The sequence below is a fragment of the Pseudomonas sp. B424 genome (assembly GCF_055408345.1).
Genome location: NZ_JBUZTL010000002.1, coordinates 101,274 through 124,875 on the forward strand (window position 1 = coordinate 101,274; position 23,602 = coordinate 124,875).

A 23,602-nucleotide genomic window follows, 5' to 3' on the forward strand; every position below is an offset into this window, starting at 1 on the left:
ATCATGGAAAAACGTGAAGAACTCTATCGCGGTAAAGCGAAATCGGTTTACAAGACCGACGACGAAAACCGCTTGATCCTGCTGTTTCGCAACGACACTTCGGCGTTCGACGGCAAGCGTATTGAGCAGCTCGATCGCAAAGGTATGGTGAACAACAAGTTCAACGCCTTCATCATGCAGAAACTCGAAGAAGCCGGCGTGCCGACCCAGTTCGACAAACTGCTGGGCGACAACGAATGCCTGGTCAAAAAACTCGACATGATCCCGGTCGAGTGCGTCGTGCGTAACTACGCGGCTGGCAGCCTGGTCAAGCGTCTGGGTGTCGAAGAGGGCATGAAGCTCAACCCTTACACCTTCGAGCTGTTCCTCAAGGACGACGCCAAGGGCGACCCGTTCATCAACGAATCCCACGTTGTGGCATTCGGTTGGGGCACTGCCGAGCAGTTGGTTCGCATGAAAGAACTGTCGCTCAAGGTCAACGAAGTGTTGAACAAACTGTTCGACGACGCTGGCTTGCTGCTGGTGGACTTCAAGCTTGAATTCGGTGTGTTCCACGACGGCTCGATCGTCCTGGGCGATGAATTCAGCCCGGACGGCTGCCGTCTGTGGGACAAGGCTACCGGCAAGAAAATGGACAAAGACCGCTTCCGCCAGGGTCTGGGCGACGTAATTGAAGCCTACGAAGAAGTTGCAAACCGCCTCGGCGTTCCGCTTTAAGCTGTAAAAGGCGCGCAAGCAACTGATAGCACGCGGTTTTTTTGAAAAAAGGCTTTGCCATAATCAGAAACCGCGTTATGATGCGCGCCGTTGGAGAGATGCCAGAGTGGCCGAATGGGACGGATTCGAAATCCGTTGTACTGGCGACAGTACCTAGGGTTCGAATCCCTATCTCTCCGCCATTACAGAAAAACCTTTGTAAATCAATGAGTTACGAAGGTCTAAAAGCAGTGATTTGTAGCAGTAGTTTGTAGCAATTTTTTGCCAAGCTGCAGCGATCAAATCGCTGTTTTTTTTCGTCTGTATTTTTTAATTGAGCGACTAAGCCCTACCGTCACTTCTCATTGGTCAGCATCCTGTGTGACCGTCTATGGTGCGAAACGGCGGGGTTCGCGTCGCTTTGCATAGCACGCGAGCGAATGTGCATTCAAAGCCCCTATATTTCGGTACAGACCGTTTGACGTGCTGCGGCTCTCAGTCGGTGTAGGAAAAGATCAACCAAAGGAGGGTTGATTTGCAGCGGTGGCGAAGAGAGTATGTGAAGCACATAGCCATCACGGAAGGGGTACGCCAATGCCGCACACATTAGATATGGTCTGTCTTGCAAACTCGTGGAAGCATGGGGGGAGATGCATCGCGGGAAAAATATACGGTGGTGACCGCTCTGGCGAATGGATCAGGCCGGTAAGCCCAACCGTAGGCCACAGACAAATTACATTTGCTCAAATGAATTATGGCCAAAATCAATTTGCTCAAATATTGGACATTATTCGAATTGAATTTACTGTCCGGGAACCTGATACCTTCCAGCATGAAAATTTAATAGTATCCGGCACCGGATGGATAAAGTTGGGCAGACTCGATCAAAGAAATATACACCAATGGATTGATGCTCCAAACGCTCTTTGGAGTAATGGTGACAGCAGTGAATACGGTGAAAATGATAAAATTTCGGGGCATCGTATAGCCCTAGACCAACCGTCGTCTCTTGTAATGGTTCAACCGGATGGCGGACATTTGAATGTATCCGTTGCAAAAGAGCGAGATGATAAAATCAAAATACGCCTTAATTTTCACTATAATGGCGTTAAATATGCGTTAACAACCACTGATCTTTGGGCACAAGATCATTTTCGTGGCCGTGGTATTGGCAATTATGAAATGCAAAACATCCAAGCAATGACAATCAGCTTAGGCGAACCATTCGCCAATGGAAACACCACGAAAATTGTGGCAGAGATTTTCAGGGGATAATATGAAAATTTTTACAATCGGTTTTACTGAGAAAAAAGCAGAACGCTTTTTCTCTTTGATAAAACTATCAGGCACAAAGCGAATTGTTGACGTTCGGTTGAACAACATTTCTCAGCTCTCAGGTTTTGCAAAAAGAGACGATTTGAAATACTTCCTGAAAGAATTATGTGACGTTGATTACGTCCATGTTCCTGAGCTGGCTCCTACAAAAGAAATTTTGTCGCCATACCAAAAGAAAGAGATTTCTTGGCAGCAGTACGAGGATAAATTCCTCAACCTTATGGCGAAGCGAAATATTGAAAAACACGTAAAGCCTGAAATTATTGATGAAGGTTGCTTGTTGTGCAGTGAGCATCAGCCGCATCAGTGCCATAGACGGCTGGTTGCAAATTATCTCAAGCAAGCGTGGGATCAATCTGACGCGGTTGTAAAAGATTTAATATGAGTAACGATGCAAAAGTTTTAATTGCTTATCCTATCGACTTTCTTTCATATTCAAAATTTGAGAGAAAAGTCGATAAAATTATCAGCTCTCTTGAAAAGGTAGAGCTAATTTTTGTGCGTGACGAAAACGAATTTATCGAAAAATATTCAAAGTCGAAGGGTTTGCACGCAACGCACTTTGACTCGGATAAAGAAGCGTTGAAAGAAGTCACGCACGCCATTCTTTTTCAAGATGAAGAGCGAAATTGTTTTTTTATACTCGATAATGAATTGAGGGAAAAAGAAATACCCACAAGAATTATCAATTTGAAAATCACCAAGGTGTCTAATAAAGACATGGGTGATAGTTACGATGTTTACATTGGTAGAGGAACCCTATGGGGAAACCCCTACCAGATGGGCAAGGAAGGCACCCGCGATGAGGTAATAGCCAAATTCGCTTATGATTTTGATAAGCGTTTTTTGAAACTGCCCGAAAAATTTGATGAAAATATCGAAAAACTAAGGGGTAAGACGCTCGGTTGTCACTGCAAGCCTGCGGCGTGTCATGGTGATGTAATCGCCAACTATCTCAACTCCCAAGACGATGGGCAGTGACTCGACAGGTTTACGCTTGTCGAGTGCCCAGACGCTATCTCACTCTGTGGGTATTGGCCCGGTTGTGAACGCCCGGCCAATGGTGCGTTAAAAGCCCTCGATTCCCGATCAGGGTGGTTTTGAACGCTGGGACTTGTACCAGTGTGAGAAATCGCCGGAATACGCGGTGTGTGGCCGCTACGCGGGGCGGTGCAGTGGCTCCGCATTCTGGTGACGCTTCGCTTTAAAATCACAAGCTTGAAAAGTCAAAAAAGGGGGCCTAACACAAAAAATAAATGCCGTAAAAATAGGAGATTTCAATAATCTATTGCCGTGTTATTTCCTAATAACGGATTATTGACATTTGAAATTTAAAAAGCCGATTTAACTAGGGTCGCGATAATCGGAAAATCGCCTGTTAAAAACAAAAAAGCCCATGAATGAGCCTTTTATTATTTTTCCCCCTTGTAATCAAAGTTTTCTAGTTATTTTTTCAACATAATCTTTATAACGTTTATTGCTTTCATTAAAAACCGCCATGTAATCATTGCCTTTGTATCTATAAATCGGATTACACACAGAAGCTCTTGTTGCTAGCTTTTCTTCGCTTTCTGTTTCTTGATAGTCAAACGGTTTACTAGTATGAATCATCGTTAAATAACCCATATTAACTCTAATATTCTTAATGACTTTTCTATTCTTCACAACGGAAATTCTGATCCTGTATTCCATTTTGATTTCTTGGAACTTAAAGTAATCATCATTAAAATAATGATCCTCAAAACCTTTTCTTACAAAAGCGTCCATTGCAACACCTTTGACCATTTCAGCATCATCTGATGAAACATATTTGATCAATTCATGATTCAAAGGATGTGATGAAATCGTTTTGTATTTCTTAGTCAAGCAAAGTTTTATAGCAACGTAATCATGATCATATTCATCAAGATCAATTAAGTGGATTCTCTTCTGTGTCGCATCCGCATACTCATCAGAATTGAAATAGTCTTTTAGCTTGTATTGACCCACCTTGAAAGCCGATTCGTTATTAGTGACAAGTAAAAACTTCGTCGGGTCTAACGGTTTGTTTTTGAAATACTTATCAGAACCAAGATCAACGCACGAATAAAAAGCGTCGTTTGCGAGTTCTGATATTTTGAATTTGCTTTTAATGTTTTTCATAAATCTCCTTTTCTGAGTTGTTACTTAAATGAAAACACAAAAAAAGAATAAGTCAAACAAGGGGGCCTATATATTTTGATCAATAAGTATTATCGTCTAACCCTATTTTTAAATAATGTCCGACCTTAAATATATTTTCAATATGCTATTGACACGTAATTTATTGCTTACCCAAGCCATAAAACGACCATCGTAAAACAGGTAATACTCAATAATTCGCGAAATTTTCTAAAATAAAATTGACGATATTTTATTGAAAAATAAATTGTCAAAAGAAAGGGCCTAACCCAAACAGGCACAAAAAAGCCCCAATCAAGGGGCTTCAATTTCTCGCGAAAAATATCAGGCAGTGACAGGGACGCCGTTTAGCTTTTTGATCAATGCGTCGAAGTCCGCAACCTCGTTTTTCTTGATCAGATCCGCAAGGTAATCTTTGTATTTTGTGAAGCCAGCGGCTTTAACAGCCTTTTCAAGATCAGGCTTCATCTTCCCTTGTGTGCTTTCTTTAAGCACCACTTCAACACCATCAACCACTACTTTAAATTGTGGCTTTGCCTCTTTGGGTGTCTTGTCGCTCACGCTTTGGGTGTTTTTAGCGGGAGTTTTAACGTTGTGTAGGGAATGCACCACACCGACAAAATCGGCCACGTTATAGCCGTGTTTCTTTCGTAGGGCTTCAAGCTCTTCAACAAATTTCATCACCTTAGCTTCTTTCTCATCAGCTTCAAGGATCTTGATTTGTTCAGCAATGGCATTTTGTTGCTCAGTCATTGCGTTTTGTTGTGCGAGTAGATCAAGCAATTTCGACATTGTTAAACAACCTTATGTAATTGACGGAGAAAAATGGAAAAAGTATTTTCCATTCTAAAGTAATATTCAGGCCAGTTGCTTTCAACTGTTTTTGATATTTCTTCTTTTATTATTTGTAGGTTTTCTTGGCTTTCGACCTCGGATTCCCGAAGCCCAAGCGTGTAAAGAACAACGTAAAGCGTATAGGCTTTTAACGATGCTCTTAACCCTGCATCAACACCAAACAGCCCCATATCTACGTTAGTTTTAAGCTGCAATACTTTATCGCAATACTCGTCGAAATGAAGGCAATCTAATGCCTTACCATCTCTTGGATCTCTCCACCACTGATCAACTAAGACGCTGAAAACGACTTCTTTGTATTTACCTAAATCGTTATATGTCATTTTCACCCTTCCATTGATCAAAAAATGGATAATAAAATCAATCCTTAAAAAAGTCAAAATAAAGGGCCTAAGCTCTAACCAGAAAGGTTTTTGATTTTTAGATCCACCAGAATGGCTTTTGACTTTCGCCTACATCTTATATATAGATTTACGAAGTAAATATCTTTTCTTTTCTCGAAACAATCAAATAAGCCCGCAAGAATAAGGAAATCTTGAAAATCTCGGTTAACGCTCCTTATTTATTTCCCCCGTTTCGGTTAACGCTCTTTATTTTTTGTACCGATTGTCTTTTAAAATATGGCTAATCTCAAAGCATGATAATACGGTTAATAGCATTTGTTATTTTTTTACTGTTTTAATCTTGTAATTGGTTTTTTTTGTGGTTAATTATAAGTATAACAAGGGTGAAAAATAACCATGAAATATATTTTAAAGGAAAACGGCAAAGAAAAAGAAGTGTTCAAGCTGAAAGGTTATGTTTCAGTTCCTCGCATTTTTCTCGCTCTTCCATTGTTCAATACAATAAACTCTCACAAAGAGCCGAAAGGCTTTGAAATAGCTAAAAACCACAATGCTAAAAACATACATATTGCTTCAACATCATTGACTATATTCAATGATTTTGAGGTATTTCTATTTATTTTACGAAAAGTGTACAGCAGCAAAAGTAATGAATTTGAGTTCACTCTTGATGAAATAATGAATGACTTTGATGTTAAAATATCACATAGAACAATGTATTTTTCTATTTTCAAGCAGTCAATTAGAAAGCTCAACAAAATTAATATTGAATATGAAGAAGAAACAGAAGATGGAACAAAAACTGTTTTTCTAAACTTCATTACGGGAGAATTGACTAAAAAAGGCGGAAAGATCGAAGTGTCAAAACGCTTTATTGATTTTTTTGGAAGCCTTAAAGAGTTGTACGAGATCGACACAAAGATGTTGAGCTTATTAACTAACGAGTACCAAAGAATTCTTTATGTGTTGTACATATGTAACAGACGTAACAAAACAAACTATTTCAGCATTGAGATGTTAAAAGAACGTTTCCGCATTAGCGATAAAATGCCTGATAAAACATTCGTAATGAAAGTAAGAAAGGCAAATGAAGCACTTCAAGAAATGGGATTGATTGAAGAATTTAAAGAAGAAAAAGCTAATCGAGCAACTACGAGATTTTTAGTCGATTACAGCTATAAGTCGCTCTATAAAGATTTCGCAAATAAAAAAGCAATTTCTGAAAAAATGAAGGTCTCGAATGCCGAAAAGAAAGCTGTTAAAAAACTGAATTTAGACGCTTTCAATGATGATCTAGATGACGCATTCAAAGAAGAAATTGAACGCCAAAATAAAATTAACAATGAGGTGAAATAATGGAAGCAAAAGAAGACAGCAAAAATAAAAAGATCATGCACCTTACCGCAGGTGCTCAGGCTCTTGTTTTACGAATAGAGGCACTGATTGCACAGATACCCAGCGACATCATTAGAAGCACGGTTTCAGCCCTGTTAGGTGACGCAATTAAGTCGAGTGATGAACGACTATTGAGACAACTTTTGATCGTCGCACAAGCGTCAATTGAAAGCAGCGAATTAATTGAAAATAAAATCAATGGCGGTGGTTTTGAACGAAACATTTTCACCGGGGAATTGCTCAGCGAATTAGATTACACAAGGGCATTAAAAGAAGCGACCGAATATTTGACAAACGAAGTCGATAACGTCGAGATAAAAAATCAACCAAAGCCTACGGCTTAACGATCAGGAGAATGATGAAGAAAACGATAATTGTTTTAACGCTTTTACTTTCAGCTAATGCTTTTGCTGATGACCCTGCATGGTGGAGCGACAGCAAATGTAGAGAAACGAGAAACAAATCTTACGCATCGCTAATGTTGTTAGGTTTTAAATCTCATGATGCTATTAAAAAAATAGATGAAGAATTCAAGACTTGCATATGTTGGGCGGGTGATGAAACAAGAATGGCAGTTCAGTCATTAGTTGAAAATCATGAAATTGAAATGATGAGCAGCGGCAGGATTTTAACCGTCCCTATACAATATGGTCGAGACTTCGGAATTTCTATTTCTGGATCATCTGGTAAATGTTATCTTGACGCATGGAAGCCAGAAATATGCAAAAACGCTGCGTTTATGAGTGAAGCAAAGCAATCATTTAGGGTTTATCACACATACGACGAAAAACTTGATTTATGTGTTTTTGATTTCAGCAAAACAAACAACAATAATGAGGTATCAAAATGATCAAAATTTCACTTTTAACAATCGCATTATTTTCGTCAATGTCAGCAGGTGCGTCATTCACTTACATGACAAAAATTGATGCAAATATCATATTTGTAAAACCGCAATCAGATGAAAGCATGTGTCAAGCTTCATCAAGATATATCAAAGACTACGCCAAAAGTATAAACGTTGATTTAAATGTTGGTGCCGGTTATTCAGGCAATATTTGCAACGTGGATATTTACGATATTGGATCATTTGCAAATGTTGGACAACTCAAAAACATTGGTAATTACATTCAATCGTTACAGGCTGGAAGCTATACAATGTCGAGCGTTGTCTACGGCTTCCCTAACGGGGGCGGGCAAGCACTACTTTTCAACGGAGGAAATTACGCTGATTTTTTATGGAGCCAAAGATAAAAGAAAACGCCAAGAAGGCGTTTTTTTTAATTAGGTCTTAACTGGTTTCGTCTTCTTCTCTCGTTTTGATAATGTACATCTTCAGCTTGATTTTTATTGTTTTTAATTTCAGCAGCAGCAACACGCATTTCCGAAAGCTTTTCTTCCATCACCCCCGCTGAAAAACTCTGTGTCATATCAGCCATTTTTTCAACCGCACCTTCAAGCACATTAGCCGCAACTTTTACGGCTCCATTTGCAATATTTGAAACTGCACCGCCAATATTTTTGCTTTCTGTATCTTTTGTTTTTTCAGCAGGTTTTTCATTTGCTAAAAACTTAATGTTACTTTGCTCGGCTGGCTTCTTGAACGCTTGGTTTTCAAGCTTCATTTTTTCAAGATTAACTTTATCTAGTGCCGTAGGTTCATAACCTTTAAGTGAATAGCCTTTTTTATCAAGATTCATCATGTGAAATTGAAGCCATGCAGCACGCTTAAAATCATCGGTTCCGTTAAGGTGTAGAGCTTGTGGCTTTCCATTCTCAGTGAGCTTTTGAAATCCGGCTTTAATAGCCATTGGGCTGTTAGTGTTGAACGTGGCTTTGCCAAGTAATGCACTATATTCAAAAGCCTTTTTATTTGTGTCTTTATAAAAGAAATCATGACCATCAGGCGTATCGAATCGGGTATCCAGAACGCGGTTAGATTTCTTGATCCTTTTTTCTGTGATGCTTGATTGCTCATCATGGAAATCGCCGCCAATGCTGCCCATTTCACGTATAGGGGCCGTTTTCACTCCCAGACGTGCAAGCGTGTCACTGAATGCCGGATCGTCGCCAAAACGAGCCTTCAAGAGCTTGTAAGACGCTCCTACATCAGATGCTTTGAAGATCTGCCCGTCTTTTTCCAGCGAATAGCCCGTGTTGCCGTTAAGGATCAGCGTGTAGCCATCAGCATCAAGGAATTCGAGAAATTCCCCAGCCGTCATAGCTTTGTCGGTGGCTGAGGTCACGGCTTCTTTGAACAAGGTTTTTTCGGACTTCTTGCCTTTTTTCTCGTAACGCCATTCGTTAGAGGATTGCGGATTCGTCGGCATATCTGGTTTTAAGTATTTTCTTTTTTTGACTTCTTTAAGGCCGTGCTTCAACTCGGTTTGATGGCAAGCTTTTTCAAATAGCTCATAGTCGTTTTTTTTATCAAATACCTTGCCAGCGTTATCTCTTTTATTCCAAATCAAGTGAACATGGATTTGCTTTGTATCTGTGTGAACGGCCCAGCGGTGTCTATGGTTGTCTATATCAAGAACCTCACGCCATACACCCAAGGCTAATTCAGCCGCTTTTTCAGGTGAAATTTTATCGGACGCATCAAAGCTAATCATTTCGTGCAAGCCTTTAACTTCTTGATCGCGGCCCGTCGAAGCTTCGTATTTATTATTCACTTGATTGCATTTTTTTACGCCAAGCTTCACATAATCTTTGATGCTGGTGCCTTCAAATTTCACTTCACTACCGCCAACCAAGGCGGCTTTTTTCAAAGCATAATTCATGGTGCGGCCCATCGATCCAGCGTCAGGTAATTTACTGCATACCTTCCTGATCATTTTGCACCACGTTTTTTAATCACAGCTTTTACATTTTTATCAATGACAACGGTTTCGAGGGCGTCAAACTTAGCAATCACTTGTTCAAGGGTTTTTATGTCTTGCTCTGTGAACGAGCCGCCCGAGTTCACCTTCCTAGCCATCTGGTTAAGGTTGGTACCGATTGAGGTAAGCATTTTTTCGATTTTATCGAAAGATGTGAGCAACGTTGGATTAGTGATTTCAGCGATTTGAGAAAAACCATCATTCACAATTTTTTTGATTATTGCTGTTTTAGTCATTGAAAGACTAAAAGCGAGGTCGTTAAATTTCTGCATGTCTTCTTTTGAAATTCTTATTGATACTTTATCTTGTGCCATGTTTCTCCTGATCGGGGTTTATAATTTGGTGAACAAAGGCCGGGGCCTGTTGTTCTTTGTTGGATCATTAGCTTTCGGAAACCTCATCATCTTCAAGATTGCCATGGAGAATTAAATTTAATCCATAGGTGAAGGCACCCATGCACTGCAATTTAATCTCGTCTTTTATAAGACCATGCGTGAAAATCTCGCCTAAAAGATGAGTAATAAATTTGATTTTTTCATGATCGTCATTGCCGAACAAAATCTCTTCAATCACACCTTCTCTCAAATTGAATACGCAACTTTCGTCTAGCCCTTTAATCAACTGATGAAGTTGATTTATTCCTTCGCTTGCGTGGTTGTTCACTTTCTTTGCTTTGTGTGTATCAAAGTCAAATACGTTATTATCTATTTTATCTGTCATAATTTTCCTCATGTTATGGTTTATTTTTTACGCTAGGCGGATGCCCGTTGTTCTTCTTTGCCAAGGCTGCATAACAGTCTTCGCATAGCCAAGCCTCTATATATGCACGACTATTCTTTACTGCTTTGAGTTGGCAGCATTTAATGCACGTTCTAAATTTGTCATATTTACTCATAGGTCCTCGTGTTTAGGTTTTTTATTTTTCTGTAATGTCCGAAGGCATTACAGAGACTTGCTTTTGCTTTACCATTTTCAAACGAAGTGCAGAAAATCAAGCGGAAACGGAACAAAAAAGACCGAAGGTTTTTTTGTGACCGACATTTAACGAAGTTAAAAATGTCGGACGTTTCCATTGCTTGCCTGTTCTTTTTCGAACTCATATAAATGTTGTATCATATATTTTAATGTTTTCAATAGTGTCCGACATTTGTGTGTGACATAAAAGTGTCCGACATTTTCAAAAGTGTCCGACAAAAACGTCCGACATTGAACCGTTTGATTTTTAGACTGCATAAAAAAGGCCATCCAAAATTGGACAGCCATTTTATAAACGTTTGGTGGTCAGACCTGTTTGTGTGATGTTTAGTCGTTGGATTTTTTAGACTACACAAAAAGCTATCTATAATTCGGCCAGTCATTAGTTAACAATCGTCAGTCAATCAGTGCCAGTCCGTAATCAACCTTGGAGATTGCTGCAAGTTTTTGGTGGGGGCTAGGGCCGTCACTGTAAATGTCAAATGCAACTGTACCGGTTTCATGCCCTACCAATGCAGTGATGGTGATTGGAGCTACATCAGCCCTGTATAATTGAGTGATCATTGTTGCTCGCAGAGAGTGGAATACATACTGTTCATTGTATCCCAGAGCTGTTTTCAATCGTCCAAACTGTTTGCTGTAAGCATCTGAACGAATGCCGTATTTGTTGCCTGCTGGCGATTTAATAAGGAACCCATCAGTGGTTTCCTTCATCAAGCGTTCAATGATTGGCTTTATGACGGGGTGAACCGGAGTGTAACGAATGCCTGCTTCGGTTTTACTCTTGTACACGTCGAAGCTCATCACGCCCTCATCATCAATCACGTCCTCTTTTCTAAGCTGACAAATTTCTTCAATTCGTGCTCCCGTATGAGCACCGATCAAAAATAGGTCTGTCAAAATCTCTCTGTTCTTTTCACCTTTGCAACCAAGGTAAATTTTTTTCACGTCCGCTACAGTGAAAGCTTTACGTTTGAGCTTGGTTCTTTTCTCCAAGCGATTGACTTCAAAATCATGTTTTTCGAAGGGAGGTACTATGCTCTTGAATTGAGTTTTGAAACCATCGTCATTTTTAATCGCCCACTTCCAAAAACTTTGGCCAGAAAATAAGTACTGCTTCTTAGTCTTTGCTGTAAGGTCAGTGAGGCTTTCCAGCCATAGGGTTATTGATTCAAAGCTGATTTCACGGTTTTCTGCTTCAAGCCAGTCTTTGAGCTTTTCGAGCCTTGAAACGTGCATGTCAATGGTTTTTTCGATGATCCCTTTTGCATCACGTTGGTAGTTTCTGAATTTTTCAAGGCGTGATTTAGTGAACGGTGATTTAATTTTATAGTTTTTGGGGCTTTCGATGATTGAATGAATTTCATTGATGCTGTCAACACTGATAGGTTGGCCGTGGGTGATCACATACTGCTGCATAACTCGGTTCATGCGAATCCAGTCATTGAACCTTTCAATCTTCTTTTCGAGCGAAATGCTTTCGCCAAGCTCAAACCATTTCTCTTTGAACCTCTCAAACTCCATATACGGTGCTTCACCACACGGATCAAAATTAGACTCAAACGCTTCTTTGGCTGATTTCCAAGGTTGTGCGTTTGAAATCAAGTCTGCGGTTTCGCTCTCAATCTGGTGAAACTTTTCAGCTGGAAAGGTCAGGTCAAGCTCTTCTGTCTGATTGCCGGTGACTATGTTCATCAGTCCGGCTTGCTGGCGGGTGGCAATCAACGTGGAAATGCCAAACGACTTTTCAGGCAATTCATCGGGCGTTGAGCCTGCTACCAGCTTCCGAGCGTTGGCAATCAGCTGCTTCCACAGCTGCAAGAAAGCAAATTTTTTCACCTGAGCTTCTGCCTTGCTCCCGGTCTTCAAGGACTCAGTGAACTCGGTACGGTTCAGGATATGCCGAACGTCTTTAGGGATGACCAGACGCACATGAAAGGTGCCGGACCGAAGAATCAGATTGTCAGATGCCATGTCATTACGCTACTAGAGGACTGGTGCCCGGATCATAGGCTTTTTGTAGCAATTTTTTGTAGCAAAATTTTCTGTAACGCTAGAAAAGCCTGTATTTGTTGGGTTAAGTAGCTGGATTCTGAAAGTCCCTATCTCTCCGCCATATCAATACAAAAAAGCCCCGTTTTACGGGGCTTTTTTGTGCTTGCTGTATTTTGTTCCCCTATCTGGATTTCGGTGATTTTCGTTCCGTGAACCCTGTCCTACTTTCCGCCGTAGTGTCCGGGATTAGTTGACCACTACAGTTTGAAGCCAGAAGGTGCTCGATGCCTGCGGACGGGGCATCTGAAACGTCCACGTCAACGGTGAAGATGCCAGCAAATCTCTGTAGTGCAAGCGATCTTGCACAGGTCGCTACGGCATTTTTCCGTGATCGTCGGTGTGGATTTGGTGCTAGAGGGGGCAGCAAAGTGGGACGTCGTGAAGTCGGATAAAGCGCTGCACGGCATGCCCCTTGGACGTAGTCATCCAATCCCGCACTCGCTTAAGGAAGGTCCACTCCGCCGTTTGGGTGTCGACACCTGCAAATGCGTCCAATCGCCTTGCGGCAACCCTTCAGAACGCCATGGATCTCGATAGCTTGAATCGCGTAGTTCGAACAGGTTGGTTCAAATCGGCATGCCTCTCGCAATCGGGCTGGCGCCACCAGCTGATACCAGTGAATTGCTGACAGGGTGTACTCCCGAATCATTGGGGCTTGCGCAAAGAGATCACGTAATAGTTTTCCAGCACATTTTTCTTCCCCAATAATGCATCGAAGCAACCAGGCTTGACGGAAACGCCGATAGTATCGATTCGATAGAACTCCCAGCCATCCTCGGCATGAGCGTTAACCACATTCTGTAGATAAGCTGCGGCTTCATTTCCCCGATGCTCCTTCGCTTTAACTTCAATATTTGGTGGTACTTGAACCATCTTGTAAATATACATCCTTGATCACCCTACAAATGCTTGTATTCCTTTGAACACAATTCGCAACTGCTTTATAGCTGGGCCGGTGCTGGATGAACAGCCTAGGCGCCCAACTATGCCCCGTGACAGAGAGTGGAATGCGGTCATTTTTACCCTGCTCAACTCACGCGCTAGTACCAAAGTCTTCTGTGGCGGCAACAAGGCGTGGTGCGCAAGAAGTTGCGCAGTGCTGCGCAAGAAGTTGCGCACTTTTTCCAAAGGTTGCGCAAGAAGTTGCGCACTAAAAAATGACTTTGATAGCGAAAATAAACCTACCTCATTGTTATTGAAAGATATTTTAAACTTGGCATAAACCTTGATCTGTTAAGTCAGGCCTTGGCAGGCAATTCGGCCTTACAAGTCCCCTTTTTCAGCAAGGAGCATCACCATGGCTACACCCGCTTATATGTCCATCACCGGCACCAAACAGGGTCTGATCACTGCCGGCGCATTCACCGCCGATTCGGTGGGCAACACCTACCAGGAAGGTCATGAAGACCAGGTCATGGTCCAAGGTTTCCAGCACGAAGTAATCATCCCGCGTGATCCACAGTCCGGCCAACCAACCGGTCAGCGCGTACACAAACCAGTGGTCATTACCAAAGTCTTCGACAAAGCCTCGCCACTGCTGTTGGCCGCCTTGACTTCCGGCGAGCGTCTGACCTCGATCGAAATCCAGTGGTACCGCACCTCGGCTGCGGGCACGCAGGAGCACTACTACACCACCAAGCTGGAAGACGCGATCATCGTCGACATCAAGGACTACATGCTCAACTGCCAGGACCCAGCGAATTCGCACTTTACTCACTTGGAAGAGGTGCACTTCACCTACCGCAAGATCACCTGGACCCATGAAGTCTGCGGCACTTCCGGCTCCGATGACTGGCGCACCCCTGTCGTCGGCTAAACCTGAGCGACCCGCCTCGGCCCGGCCTGTTGCGACAGCGTCGGGCGCTGCGCGTGGCTGAGACGTTCAGCCGCGTGTGGTCATGCTTTGTACCTGCGGTCAGCGGGTGCAGGACTTGGCGTTAATTCCAACGGATTATTACTTTCCACCAAGGACACGCTTATGTTCGCTCCGGCCAATACCGCGCAGTTCGACCTGCTGATCCCCGCGGTGCGCCATGATTTCAAGGTGCTCGCCTTTCGTGGCGCTGAAGTCATTAGCAGTCTTTATGCGATCCACATTGAGCTGGTCAGCGAGCGCCCAGACGTTGATTTGGAAAGCCTGCTCAGTCAACCGGCGTTTCTTCAATTTGGCCTCAATGGCGAAGGTCTGCATGGCTGCATCGAAGATGTCTGGGTGGGCGACGCCGGTCCGCGCTTGACCCGTTACCATCTGACGCTGGTCCCGGCCCTGCATTACTTGCAGTTCAGTCACCAGCAACGGATCTTTCAGCAACTGACGGTCGCGCAAATCATTGCCCAGGTCCTCAAGGGCCACGGCATTTTGGCCGATGCCTATACCTTTCATGTCAGCAGCAGCACCCCACGCGAATACTGCACCCAGTACGGAGAAAGTGATTTCCAGTTCGTCCAGCGCCTGTGCAGTGAGGAGGGCATCGCCTGGCACCATCAGCACAGCCCACAGGGGCATCATCTTGTCTTCACTGACGATCAGACTTTCTTTCCTACCCTCGGGACCACGCCGTACCAGCAGGGTAGTGGCCAAGTGGCCGATCATCCGGTGGTGCGGCATTTCAGCCAACGTTTCAGCACCCGGACCAGCCAGGTCACCCGTCGCGATTACGACTTCCAACGGCCGAGCCTGTTGCTGGAAAGTCAGTTCAGCGCGGAATTCAACCCGGCGCTGGAGGACTACCGTTCGCCACTGTTGATCGACAGTGAGCGGCGCGGCCGCCAGTTGGCCCGCCAGGCCCTGGAGCGGCACCGCGCTGACTACCAATTGGCCGAAGGCAAAAGTGATCAGTCGAACCTGCGCAGCGGGCATTTTTTCACGCTGAGCGAGCACCCGCGTTCGTCCTGTAACGCCTTGTGGTTACTGCTCGGTGTGAAGCACGAAGGCAAGCAGCCGCAGGTGCTGGAAGAGTCCATCGGTAGCGATATCAAGCCAGAGGATGGCTTCACCCAAGGCTACCGCAACAGCTTTAGCGCTATTCCCTGGGACGTGTTTTACCGTCCGCCGCTGGTCACTCGCCCGTCGCTGCTCGTTAGTCAGACTGCGCGGGTCACCGGCCCAGCGGGAGAAGAGATTTACTGCGATGAATATGGTCGGGTGAAGGTCGAGTTTCATTGGGACCGGAGCGAGCGTGGCAGTGACAAAAGCAGTTGCTGGTTGCGAGTCTCCTCCAGCTGGGCGGGAGAAAGCTTTGGTGCGGTAACGATCCCCCGTATCGGCATGGAAGTGGTGGTCACCTACCTGGAGGGTAACCCCGATGATCCGTTGATCACGGGTTGCATGTCCAATAAGGTCATGCCTGTGCCGTATCCCTTGCCGGCGAATAAGACCCGAACCGTGCTGCGCAGTGACAGCTCGCCGCGCAATGGCGGCTACAACGAACTGTCGATTGAAGACCGCGCCGGACAGGAGCAGATCTACCTGCGTGCCCAGCGCGATCTGAAACAGTTGATCCTGAACGACAGCGACACCGAGATCGGCCAGGACCGCCATGAGCAGATCACTCAGGACAGTCGTAGCCTGATTGGGCGTGATCGCTTTGAACAGGTCGATAACCACAGCTCAAGCCTGATCCAGGGTAACGAGCAGCACACCACCCACGGCGAGCGCAACACGCTGATCGGTGGCAATGAGCTGATTTCGATCACCGGCAACAGCAGCATCACCGCGGGTGGCACGTTAGTCATTCAGGCTGGATCCCAAGCCCATGTCACCGCGACCAATGTGGTGATCGATGCCGGCATGAGCCTGACGCTTGCGGCGGGTGGTCAACATATCGTGATCAACTCAGGGGGCATTTTTAGCAGCGTGGACATTGTTCAGGGTGGCTCGCCAATGTCCGGTATCCCCGTCCATTTGTCTGCACCGGTCGGCGACCTGCTCTTTGGTGAGACATCGGCGTCCACGTCAACATTGGTCGCTAAGGCTGACGAACCCGTGGTAGAGGAAGAAGAGGAGGAAGAGGAACTGGAAGAAACGGTGGAAGAGCCTCTCGTCGGCATTACCCTGCGTGTTGGCGTGTTCTTCGATGGCACGCTGAACAATGCGAACAACGGTGCGCTCGGTCTGCTGTGTGGTGCAAGCCACCCCATCAAACCCGAAGACTTGGATGCGACCTGTAAACCGTACATGAGTGATCCGGACAGCAGCTATGCGAACGACGAGTCAAACATCAAAAAGCTCAGTGATTTGTATTTTGCCCCGGATGAGATTCAGGACACTGGTGAGCAGCATCAGCTGTTTCGAATGCTCTACATAGAAGGCATCGGTACGTCATCCGGCCAAGCGGATAGCTTGATGGGCGCCGGTATGGGCCGTGGTGCAACAGGCGTGAGCGGCAAGGTAGAGGAGGTTTTTCGCAAGCTAACGGAAATTATCGTCCTGTTCGTCAAGACCAACCCTGACACTAAAATTGTCCACTTGACGTTCGACACCTTTGGGTTTAGTCGTGGCGCAGCGGCAGCACGGCACTTTGCCAACGAAGTAGCGCTGGGTCAGCACGGTCCCTTGGGGCAAACCATCAAAACAAATCGCCAAGCGTTTCACGAGACCTTCAGCGGTGACTACCAGCGTGATATTGAGATGGGCTTTATCGGACTGTTCGATACTGTAGCTTCTGTGGGTGGGCTCGAGAACCTGGGTTATATCCGTAGCCAAAAGGCGTCGGGGATCAAACTCTACCTGCCCCGGAGCTTGTTCCCCAACGTCGTCCAATTGGCCGCTCGGGATGAAGTTCGTGCCAACTTCCCGTTGACCCGTGTTAAAGCCGACCATGCTGAATACACGCTGCCCGGGGTCCATTCGGACATCGGTGGTGGTTACTTCACTGAGTCCGAGGAACTCTTGCTGGTTAGCCCGATGCAGGCGCTGGATGTTCCCGTCACCACGGACGTGAAATACACCTCGATCTATCGTGACGCGCAACAGGCAAAAGCCCAGTGGGAAGCCAAGGGCTGGCCGGCCGAAATGCTGGAGGTCGTGACGCCGTATGTTCGCGGGTTACGACCTTCTGAGCAGGACCGTATGAACCCTTACAAGCGTGTCTATGCGGCATTGCAGCTCAAGCGTCCCGTGCGAGGTGAATTGTCGCGGGTGTATCTGCGGGTGATGTATGAGTTTGCTAAGCGACAGGGCGTGCGTTTCATACCGTTCAGGGAGCATCTTTCGAGCCATGCAATTCCAGCAGAACTTCAAGCACTGTGTGACCGCTTTATCGCGGGGGACTACAGCACGACACCCGAGGAAGAGCACCTGCTCAAGCTAAGGTATATCCACACCTCGGCCAACTGGAATCCGCCCACCATTCTGCATGGCTCAGTGCCAAGGACCAGTGTCGGACTACTGTATTTCAATGCACCTACCACGGATGGGGTCCGCGTGCAGCATCCCCATGTCCCCGACTAGGAGTCACGATTATGCGAACACTATGGATCTTGTTAGGAGCTTTGTTTCTCAGCGGTTGTCAGGCTTCGGGTCTCTCTTGGGGGCGTTCGGACCCCGATGTCGGGCCGTGGGCGCTGGGTTTTGTCACTCCGTACTTGATGGATGGTTGGGTTGAGGACAGCGCCACCGTCGATGTCGATGGGAATCTGTTTCGTCGGATTGGCAGTGGAGGCGCTGCCGGTGGAGGAAAAAACGGCAGTAAAGGAGCACGTGGCTGGGCAGTAAAGGGGGACGGCACCAAAAGGGATGTCAGAGATGCAAAGCTGCCGGTGCGGATCTACGTGCGCTGGCAATCGGTGGTCGAACCGCAAACCTATCAAGGTTGGATTGAAATACCGGAAAGTGCGCGGCAGGTCATGCGTGATTCCCTGGTCAAAGATTGTCCAGGCTATCCCAAATTAAAGGCGGTTCGTACGGGGGTCTCCGTCCGGTTCGGACTCGCACCGGGCGGCGTTGTACAAGTTTGGGTGCTGGATGAGTGTGCAAATCCGGTCAAAGTCGCACGCGGTCAGGCCGAGATAGAGCCCAAGGGGCCTGATCTTGGACGATCTGGATATCCCCCCATGCAGGAAGCCTCCAAACGCTATGTTGAAGAATACGGCATTCCCTACGGCAGCTGGTAAATCGTCGTGGTTTTAGCTCGCCACTCGGCGGGCTTTCGCTATCCGGTGATGTGTTTCATCCCCACAGCTCATTAATACACCCATCACGGACGTGATCCGCGTGCAGCATCCCCATGTGTCTGCGTGCTCATGAGCGGGAGTACTGTGCACTAGACGTGGAAATCAGCAAGCTGCAAATCCCCCAGCAGCACTAGGGCACGCTACGTGGAGTCCAGGCCAGTGAGAGTCACGTCTACGGTCAGGTGGCCACGCACCCTGAGTGGCTGACCATTAACTTGCCACGCTGGAAAGTCCATTCATTCAACACGGCGCACGAACAATTGGCCTCAGCCCCAACCCCTGAGTGTGATTACGAGCGGAAGATCGCGCAAATCACGAGAAGTCGCGTCATCGGCGCGCCCTATCAGTTGGATATTGACTCGTCCAGCTAGCGACAAAAGATCGCGATCAGCCCATCACGGGTTGGCCGGCTACTTTTTCATTTTGTAGGTGGGCTTTTCCTGTACTCGTCAGTCAATGCTGGTGCTCCCCCATAAGTTCGATAACGCGAATAGGGAAGGGGCTACTGCGGAGTCCTTCGCCAGACTACGAAGGCGCATCGTTACACCTAGATCATCTGGAGCGGGTGCACGACCTTCGTTTTTCTTGCCATCGTGATGCATGCCTTTGGCGCATTCGGTCTTGAATATTGGTGTAAGCGGGCAATCTTCTTGCGGTGCAAACAGATACTTTAATCAATCAGTGTTGAGCGGATGCCGCGTGCAAGCGGCTCTTGTTATGAATGATAACTTTTGATCTTTTTTTGCTGACTGAACGCTGGTGAGTGTCGCAGTCTCCTTTAGCTTCGGTCAGCGAAGATTCTGAGGTGCGCGCAATGCTGTGTGGGCAGGGACGCTGAATTACTCCGGCAGACGTCGCGTTAGCGCAAATCTGCTGGTGTTAATGCAGGATATTCCGAGCCGCTTTCAGATACGTCCTACATCTATTCATGTTGCGCCTCCCTATGATCGACTGGTTTTCTAACGATGCAAACTCAAGCAGAGCAACCGCGTCCTCAATGCCGGATGTGGGTCGTTTAAAAATTAAAAGTTCAGGGAAGGAATGATTATGCTGGCTGAACATCTCGGGACGAGGCCTTTTTCAGGAGGGCTGATGATTTGCCTGAACGGATCCGCGCTGATCGAGCGTCGGTAGATGTCCTATTCAAGTAAGCTATCCACCGACTATCTTGAACTCGCGAACTCTGCCATTTCCCCACAGCAGTTCGCCGGGGACGATATTCGATTTTCCAGTGAGTTCGAGGCGCTGGAAAATGAGCTGTCCAAGGCTCAATCCATGCATGAAAGTGGGCAGACCGACTGGCTGAAAGTGCAGGAAATCGCTGAGACCTTGCTGCGTAGCCAATCCAAGGATCTACGGGTTGCGGCCTGGTTGACCTGGGCGTTGTATCAGCGCGAATCCTTTCCGGGCCTCGTGGCCGGCTGTGGCCTTTTGCGGCATCTGTGCGAACAGTATTGGGCCCAACTTCACCCAGCCAAACCGCGCACCCGCGCTGCCGCCATCTGCTGGCTAGTGCCGCGTCTTGAGCTCGTACTGAGTGAAAACGTCTCGATCAAAGAACAGATTCCGTTGTTCCGCCGCTTGGTGGAACACTTGGAAGGGCTCGATGCTGTCTGCACAGAGCACTTAAGTGACGACGCACCTCTACTGCTGCCCATTACCCGGCGCTTGAACAGTATGGTCCAGCGTGCCGCCGACAATCAGCCGCAGACAGGGCTCGTGGGTGCAGCAGTGGCTCAGGTCAAACAGGCCGCCACCCATTTGTTCTCAGCCGATGCCCCGATCGACAACGAAAAAGAAGCCCACAAGGCCCTGCGTGCTCAGCAAGAGAGCGCGCGACCATTGTGCGCCTGGTGGCTCAAACAAAAAACCACAGACCTGCGCGCCTTGCGCCTGAATCGCACCTTGCTGTGGCTGCCCATCGACGCTCTGCCTGAGCGTAATGCTGAACACATTACCGCGTTGCGTGGGTTGCCGGCGGATAAGCTCAAGGCTTATCGGGACCGTTCCGACCAAGGTCAATACGCCGACTTGTTGGTGGAGCTGGAGGCGAGCCTGGCGAAGGCGCCGTTCTGGTTCGATGGCCAGCGCATGGTCTGGGAATGCCTGCAAGGCTTGAACGCAGAGATGGCGATGCGCGAAGTAGAGGTTCACTTCGCGCTGTTGGTTCAGCGCCTGCCTGGCATCGTCGAATTGCGTTTTCATGACGGCGCCCCTTTTGCCGATCCGGCCACCCGGGCGTGGATCGCCGCCAATGTGATGCCGCACCTGCAAACCACCAGCGCGCCACGTAAGGTCGAAGTCGCCGTCACCCAGCCGGCCTGGGAACTGGCCCTGGAAGAAGTTCTGCCGATTCTGCGCAAGGACGGCCTCAAGGCCGCCGTACAAATCCTCAAGCAAGGTCTGCACAGTGCCCAGGGTGGGCGCGTTCGATTCTTCTGGCAGTTCGCCCTCGCACGTCTGTGTTTCACGGCCAAGAAATACGAACTGGCCAAGACCCAACTCGAAACCCTCGACCAAACATTACAGGACTCAGGCCTGAGCGCCTGGGAGCCCGACCTTGCGCTGGAAGTGCTGCATTTACTGCATAGCTGCTGCGAGTTGTTGCCGCAGAACCATGCCGTACGTGAACGCAAGGAAGAGATTTATCGCAGGCTGTGCCACCTCGATCTCGAAGTGGTACTCGAATAGGCCTCCGGGCCACAACCGCAAGGAGAAAAGCCATGGCCAAAGAAGGCTCGGTAGCCCCCAAGGAACGCATCAACGTCACTTTCAAACCTGCCACCGGCGGTGCCCAGGAAGAGATCGAACTGCCGTTGAAACTACTGGCAATCGGTGACTACACCCACCGCAAGGACGAACGCAAAGTCGAAGATCGCAAGCCGATCAGCATCGACAAGATGACCTTCGACGAGGTGCTGGCCAAGCAAGAGCTGAGCCTGACGCTGAGCGTACCGAACCGTCTTCAGGAAGGTAGCGACACCGAAGCACTGGCCGTGCAACTGCGCGTCAACTCGATGAAGGACTTCAACCCGGCCAGCCTGGTCGAGCAAGTGCCGGAGCTGAAAAAATTGATGGAACTGCGCGACGCGCTGATGGCCCTCAAAGGCCCGCTGGGTAACGCGCCTGCGTTCCGAAAAGCCATCGAAGGCGTGCTCGCCGACGACGAATCCCGCGGTCGCGTGTTGGGTGAGCTGGGCTTGAACGCCGCCGCCCAGAACGTCTGAGTTCCCATGAGTCAAGGAAGCCAATAATGAGCACTAGCGCAGCACAGCAAAAGAGCAACGAGAACGGCGAATACAGCATTCTTGACAGCATCATCGCCGAGACCCGCCTGACCCCGGACGACGAAGCCTACGACATCGCCAAGCGCGGAGTGTCGGCCTTCATCGAAGAGCTGCTCAAGCCGCAGAACAACGGTGAACCGGTCAAGAAAGCAATGGTTGACCGCATGATCGCTGAGATCGATGCCAAGCTCAGCCGCCAGATGGACGAAATCCTGCACCACCCCGACTTCCAGTCGCTGGAATCGTCGTGGCGTGGTCTGCAGTTGCTGGTCGACCGCACCAATTTCCGCGAAAACATCAAGATCGAAATCCTCAACGTCTCCAAAGACGACCTGCTGGACGACTTCGAAGATTCGCCGGAAGTGATGCAGTCGGGCCTGTACAAGCACATCTACACTGCTGAATACGGTCAGTTTGGTGGTCAGCCTGTGGGGGCGATCATCGCCAACTACTTCATGTCCCCAAGTTCGCCAGACGTGAAACTGATGCAGTACGTGTCCAGCGTAGCCTGCATGTCCCACGCGCCGTTCATTGCCGCCGCCGGCCCGAAATTCTTCGGCCTCGAAAGCTTCACCGGCTTGCCGGACCTGAAAGATCTGAAAGATCACTTCGAAGGCCCGCAATTCGCCAAATGGCAGAGCTTCCGCCAATCGGAAGACTCCCGTTACGTTGGCCTGACCGTGCCGCGCTTCCTGCTGCGCAACCCGTACGACCCGGAAGACAACCCGGTGAAATCGTTCGTCTACAAAGAAACCGTCGCTAACAGCCACGAGCACTACCTGTGGGGCAATACCGCCTACGCGTTCGGGACCAAGCTGACCGACAGCTTCGCCAAATTCCGCTGGTGCCCGAACATCATCGGCCCGCAAAGCGGTGGCGCGGTGGAAGACCTGTCGTTGCACCACTTCGAAAGCATGGGCGAAATCGAAACCAAGATTCCGACTGAGGTTTTGATTTCCGACCGCCGTGAGTACGAACTGTCCGAGGAAGGTTTCATCTCCTTGACCATGCGCAAAGGCTCCGACAACGCGGCGTTCTTCTCCGCCAGCTCGGTGCAGAAGCCGAAATCCTTCGGCATCAGCGCAGAAGGTAAGGCCGCAGAGCTGAACTACAAGCTCGGCACCCAACTGCCTTACATGATGATCGTCAACCGCCTGGCTCACTACTTGAAAGTGCTGCAGCGCGAGCAACTCGGTTCGTGGAAAGAACGTACCGACCTCGAACTGGAACTCAACAAGTGGATCCGCCAGTACGTGGCCGACCAGGAAAACCCGAGCGCCGAAGTCCGTGGTCGTCGTCCGCTGCGCGCAGCCCAGATCATCGTCAGCGATGTTGAAGGTGAGCCTGGCTGGTACCGCGTCAGCCTGAACGTGCGCCCGCACTTCAAGTACATGGGTGCTGATTTCACCCTGTCGCTGGTTGGCAAGCTGGACAAAGAGTAAGC

General features: G+C 47.6%; 23 protein-coding genes and 1 tRNA gene. 15 read left to right on the plus strand and 9 right to left on the minus strand.

All coding sequences use genetic code 11. The features are described from left to right. The first annotated feature begins 3 nt into the window (after positions 1-3). The 5 genes from purC (at position 4) to ACZRMS_RS02830 (ending at position 3,012) form a co-directional block, all read left to right on the plus strand. Complete coding sequence (gene purC / locus ACZRMS_RS02810; protein ID WP_048358682.1) at positions 4-717, plus strand: phosphoribosylaminoimidazolesuccinocarboxamide synthase; 714 nt, start codon at positions 4-6, stop codon at positions 715-717. Positions 718-809: 92 nt separating this feature from the next. Then, positions 810-899, plus strand: a tRNA-Ser gene (locus ACZRMS_RS02815). Between the two features lie 391 nt (positions 900-1,290). Beyond that, a complete protein-coding gene (locus tag ACZRMS_RS02820) occupies positions 1,291-1,971 on the plus strand; it encodes a dual OB domain-containing protein (RefSeq protein ID WP_139138847.1) in 681 nt (226 codons plus the stop codon). A gap of 1 nt (position 1,972) precedes the next feature. Next, positions 1,973-2,416, plus strand: coding sequence for a DUF488 domain-containing protein (locus ACZRMS_RS02825; protein ID WP_083283766.1), 444 nt, complete (start codon positions 1,973-1,975; stop codon positions 2,414-2,416). Continuing rightward, the gene (locus ACZRMS_RS02830) at positions 2,413-3,012 is read left to right on the plus strand and encodes a DUF4326 domain-containing protein (RefSeq protein ID WP_047583247.1); all 600 of its coding nucleotides are present in this window, start codon (positions 2,413-2,415) and stop codon (positions 3,010-3,012) included. Before ACZRMS_RS02825 ends, ACZRMS_RS02830 begins: the two co-directional genes overlap by 4 nt. Before the next feature lie 450 nt (positions 3,013-3,462). Here the strand turns inward: ACZRMS_RS02830 and ACZRMS_RS02835 are convergent, their stop codons facing one another. The 3 genes from ACZRMS_RS02835 to ACZRMS_RS02845 all read right to left on the minus strand — a co-directional run bounded on the left by ACZRMS_RS02835 (position 3,463) and on the right by ACZRMS_RS02845 (position 5,369). Then, positions 3,463-4,173: a hypothetical protein gene (locus ACZRMS_RS02835; RefSeq protein WP_463994035.1), complete on the minus strand. Its 711-nt coding sequence runs from the start codon at positions 4,171-4,173 to the stop codon at positions 3,463-3,465. Between the two features lie 342 nt (positions 4,174-4,515). Next, positions 4,516-4,983 (minus strand): hypothetical protein, encoded by a 468-nt coding sequence (locus ACZRMS_RS02840; RefSeq protein ID WP_463994036.1) that lies wholly within the window; start codon positions 4,981-4,983, stop codon positions 4,516-4,518. A gap of 2 nt (positions 4,984-4,985) precedes the next feature. Further along, complete coding sequence (locus tag ACZRMS_RS02845; protein ID WP_463994037.1) at positions 4,986-5,369, minus strand: hypothetical protein; 384 nt, start codon at positions 5,367-5,369, stop codon at positions 4,986-4,988. A gap of 417 nt (positions 5,370-5,786) precedes the next feature. On the opposite strand from ACZRMS_RS02845, the gene ACZRMS_RS02850 reads away from it, so the two are divergent. From ACZRMS_RS02850 to ACZRMS_RS02865, 4 genes are read left to right on the plus strand one after another with little or no spacing between them, the layout of a single operon-like run. Then, complete coding sequence (locus tag ACZRMS_RS02850; RefSeq protein ID WP_448123864.1) at positions 5,787-6,746, plus strand: replication initiation protein; 960 nt, start codon at positions 5,787-5,789, stop codon at positions 6,744-6,746. Continuing rightward, entirely contained in the window at positions 6,746-7,129 is a 384-nt protein-coding gene (locus tag ACZRMS_RS02855; protein WP_448123865.1) for a hypothetical protein, read from the plus strand. The genes ACZRMS_RS02850 and ACZRMS_RS02855 overlap by 1 nt, the downstream gene beginning before the upstream one ends. Positions 7,130-7,140: 11 nt before the next feature. Further along, entirely contained in the window at positions 7,141-7,635 is a 495-nt protein-coding gene (locus ACZRMS_RS02860) for a hypothetical protein (protein ID WP_463994038.1), read from the plus strand. Next, positions 7,632-8,039 carry a hypothetical protein gene (locus ACZRMS_RS02865; protein WP_448123867.1) on the plus strand — a complete coding sequence of 136 codons (408 nt, stop codon included), beginning with the start codon at positions 7,632-7,634 and terminating at the stop codon, positions 8,037-8,039. Before ACZRMS_RS02860 ends, ACZRMS_RS02865 begins: the two co-directional genes overlap by 4 nt. A 26-nt stretch (positions 8,040-8,065) precedes the next feature. Here the strand turns inward: ACZRMS_RS02865 and ACZRMS_RS02870 are convergent, their stop codons facing one another. The 6 genes from ACZRMS_RS02870 to ACZRMS_RS02895 form a co-directional block, all read right to left on the minus strand. Beyond that, positions 8,066-9,568: a relaxase/mobilization nuclease domain-containing protein gene (locus ACZRMS_RS02870; RefSeq protein WP_448123868.1), complete on the minus strand. Its 1,503-nt coding sequence runs from the start codon at positions 9,566-9,568 to the stop codon at positions 8,066-8,068. Positions 9,569-9,618: 50 nt separating this feature from the next. Further along, complete coding sequence (gene mobC / locus ACZRMS_RS02875) at positions 9,619-9,981, minus strand: plasmid mobilization relaxosome protein MobC (protein ID WP_448123869.1); 363 nt, start codon at positions 9,979-9,981, stop codon at positions 9,619-9,621. A gap of 67 nt (positions 9,982-10,048) precedes the next feature. Further along, positions 10,049-10,387: a hypothetical protein gene (locus ACZRMS_RS02880; protein ID WP_463994039.1), complete on the minus strand. Its 339-nt coding sequence runs from the start codon at positions 10,385-10,387 to the stop codon at positions 10,049-10,051. Positions 10,388-11,038: 651 nt separating this feature from the next. After that, a complete protein-coding gene (locus ACZRMS_RS02885) occupies positions 11,039-12,616 on the minus strand; it encodes a tyrosine-type recombinase/integrase (RefSeq protein WP_448123871.1) in 1,578 nt (525 codons plus the stop codon). A gap of 523 nt (positions 12,617-13,139) precedes the next feature. Beyond that, positions 13,140-13,346, minus strand: coding sequence for a membrane protein insertion efficiency factor YidD (gene yidD, locus ACZRMS_RS02890; RefSeq protein ID WP_463994040.1), 207 nt, complete (start codon positions 13,344-13,346; stop codon positions 13,140-13,142). Continuing rightward, positions 13,343-13,585 (minus strand): DUF4177 domain-containing protein, encoded by a 243-nt coding sequence (locus ACZRMS_RS02895; protein WP_150782211.1) that lies wholly within the window; start codon positions 13,583-13,585, stop codon positions 13,343-13,345. The genes yidD and ACZRMS_RS02895 overlap by 4 nt, the downstream gene beginning before the upstream one ends. 409 nt (positions 13,586-13,994) lie before the next feature. Here ACZRMS_RS02895 and ACZRMS_RS02900 point away from each other — a divergent pair, with 409 nt between their 5' ends. From ACZRMS_RS02900 to tssC, 6 genes are all read left to right on the plus strand, one after another. Continuing rightward, complete coding sequence (locus ACZRMS_RS02900) at positions 13,995-14,513, plus strand: Hcp family type VI secretion system effector (protein WP_463994041.1); 519 nt, start codon at positions 13,995-13,997, stop codon at positions 14,511-14,513. 162 nt (positions 14,514-14,675) lie between these two features. Further along, positions 14,676-18,149 carry a type VI secretion system tip protein TssI/VgrG gene (tssI, locus tag ACZRMS_RS02905; protein WP_463994042.1) on the plus strand — a complete coding sequence of 1,158 codons (3,474 nt, stop codon included), beginning with the start codon at positions 14,676-14,678 and terminating at the stop codon, positions 18,147-18,149. Positions 18,150-18,160: 11 nt separating this feature from the next. Next, complete coding sequence (locus tag ACZRMS_RS02910; RefSeq protein ID WP_463994043.1) at positions 18,161-18,811, plus strand: DUF2931 family protein; 651 nt, start codon at positions 18,161-18,163, stop codon at positions 18,809-18,811. A 1,194-nt stretch (positions 18,812-20,005) separates the two neighbouring features. Next, positions 20,006-21,562 (plus strand): type VI secretion system protein TssA, encoded by a 1,557-nt coding sequence (gene tssA, locus ACZRMS_RS02915; protein WP_463994044.1) that lies wholly within the window; start codon positions 20,006-20,008, stop codon positions 21,560-21,562. Positions 21,563-21,594: 32 nt separating this feature from the next. Next, positions 21,595-22,098, plus strand: coding sequence for a type VI secretion system contractile sheath small subunit (tssB, locus tag ACZRMS_RS02920; RefSeq protein WP_463994045.1), 504 nt, complete (start codon positions 21,595-21,597; stop codon positions 22,096-22,098). A 26-nt stretch (positions 22,099-22,124) separates the two neighbouring features. Then, positions 22,125-23,600, plus strand: a complete 1,476-nt coding sequence (tssC, locus tag ACZRMS_RS02925; protein WP_463994046.1) for a type VI secretion system contractile sheath large subunit — start codon at positions 22,125-22,127, stop codon at positions 23,598-23,600. The last annotated feature ends 2 nt before the right edge of the window (positions 23,601-23,602 follow it).

Excerpts from the sequence above, each read along its gene's own strand:
- ACZRMS_RS02840 (WP_463994036.1), bottom strand. The coding sequence starts at position 4,983 with ATGTCGAAATTGCTTGATCTACTCGCACAACAAAACGCAATGACTGAG.
- ACZRMS_RS02910 (WP_463994043.1), top strand. The coding sequence starts at position 18,161 with ATGCGAACACTATGGATCTTGTTAGGAGCTTTGTTTCTCAGCGGTTGT.
- yidD (WP_463994040.1), bottom strand. The coding sequence starts at position 13,346 with ATGATTCGGGAGTACACCCTGTCAGCAATTCACTGGTATCAGCTGGTG.
- ACZRMS_RS02850 (WP_448123864.1), top strand. The coding sequence starts at position 5,787 with ATGAAATATATTTTAAAGGAAAACGGCAAAGAAAAAGAAGTGTTCAAG.
- tssI (WP_463994042.1), top strand. The coding sequence starts at position 14,676 with ATGTTCGCTCCGGCCAATACCGCGCAGTTCGACCTGCTGATCCCCGCG.
- ACZRMS_RS02820 (WP_139138847.1), top strand. The coding sequence starts at position 1,291 with ATGCCGCACACATTAGATATGGTCTGTCTTGCAAACTCGTGGAAGCAT.
- mobC (WP_448123869.1), bottom strand. The coding sequence starts at position 9,981 with ATGGCACAAGATAAAGTATCAATAAGAATTTCAAAAGAAGACATGCAG.
- ACZRMS_RS02870 (WP_448123868.1), bottom strand. The coding sequence starts at position 9,568 with ATGAATTATGCTTTGAAAAAAGCCGCCTTGGTTGGCGGTAGTGAAGTG.
- ACZRMS_RS02865 (WP_448123867.1), top strand. The coding sequence starts at position 7,632 with ATGATCAAAATTTCACTTTTAACAATCGCATTATTTTCGTCAATGTCA.
- ACZRMS_RS02880 (WP_463994039.1), bottom strand. The coding sequence starts at position 10,387 with ATGACAGATAAAATAGATAATAACGTATTTGACTTTGATACACACAAA.
- ACZRMS_RS02830 (WP_047583247.1), top strand. The coding sequence starts at position 2,413 with ATGAGTAACGATGCAAAAGTTTTAATTGCTTATCCTATCGACTTTCTT.
- ACZRMS_RS02900 (WP_463994041.1), top strand. The coding sequence starts at position 13,995 with ATGGCTACACCCGCTTATATGTCCATCACCGGCACCAAACAGGGTCTG.
- tssB (WP_463994045.1), top strand. The coding sequence starts at position 21,595 with ATGGCCAAAGAAGGCTCGGTAGCCCCCAAGGAACGCATCAACGTCACT.
- ACZRMS_RS02835 (WP_463994035.1), bottom strand. The coding sequence starts at position 4,173 with ATGAAAAACATTAAAAGCAAATTCAAAATATCAGAACTCGCAAACGAC.
- ACZRMS_RS02845 (WP_463994037.1), bottom strand. The coding sequence starts at position 5,369 with ATGACATATAACGATTTAGGTAAATACAAAGAAGTCGTTTTCAGCGTC.
- ACZRMS_RS02860 (WP_463994038.1), top strand. The coding sequence starts at position 7,141 with ATGATGAAGAAAACGATAATTGTTTTAACGCTTTTACTTTCAGCTAAT.
- ACZRMS_RS02885 (WP_448123871.1), bottom strand. The coding sequence starts at position 12,616 with ATGGCATCTGACAATCTGATTCTTCGGTCCGGCACCTTTCATGTGCGT.
- tssA (WP_463994044.1), top strand. The coding sequence starts at position 20,006 with ATGTCCTATTCAAGTAAGCTATCCACCGACTATCTTGAACTCGCGAAC.
- tssC (WP_463994046.1), top strand. The coding sequence starts at position 22,125 with ATGAGCACTAGCGCAGCACAGCAAAAGAGCAACGAGAACGGCGAATAC.
- ACZRMS_RS02855 (WP_448123865.1), top strand. The coding sequence starts at position 6,746 with ATGGAAGCAAAAGAAGACAGCAAAAATAAAAAGATCATGCACCTTACC.
- ACZRMS_RS02895 (WP_150782211.1), bottom strand. The coding sequence starts at position 13,585 with ATGTATATTTACAAGATGGTTCAAGTACCACCAAATATTGAAGTTAAA.
- ACZRMS_RS02825 (WP_083283766.1), top strand. The coding sequence starts at position 1,973 with ATGAAAATTTTTACAATCGGTTTTACTGAGAAAAAAGCAGAACGCTTT.
- purC (WP_048358682.1), top strand. The coding sequence starts at position 4 with ATGGAAAAACGTGAAGAACTCTATCGCGGTAAAGCGAAATCGGTTTAC.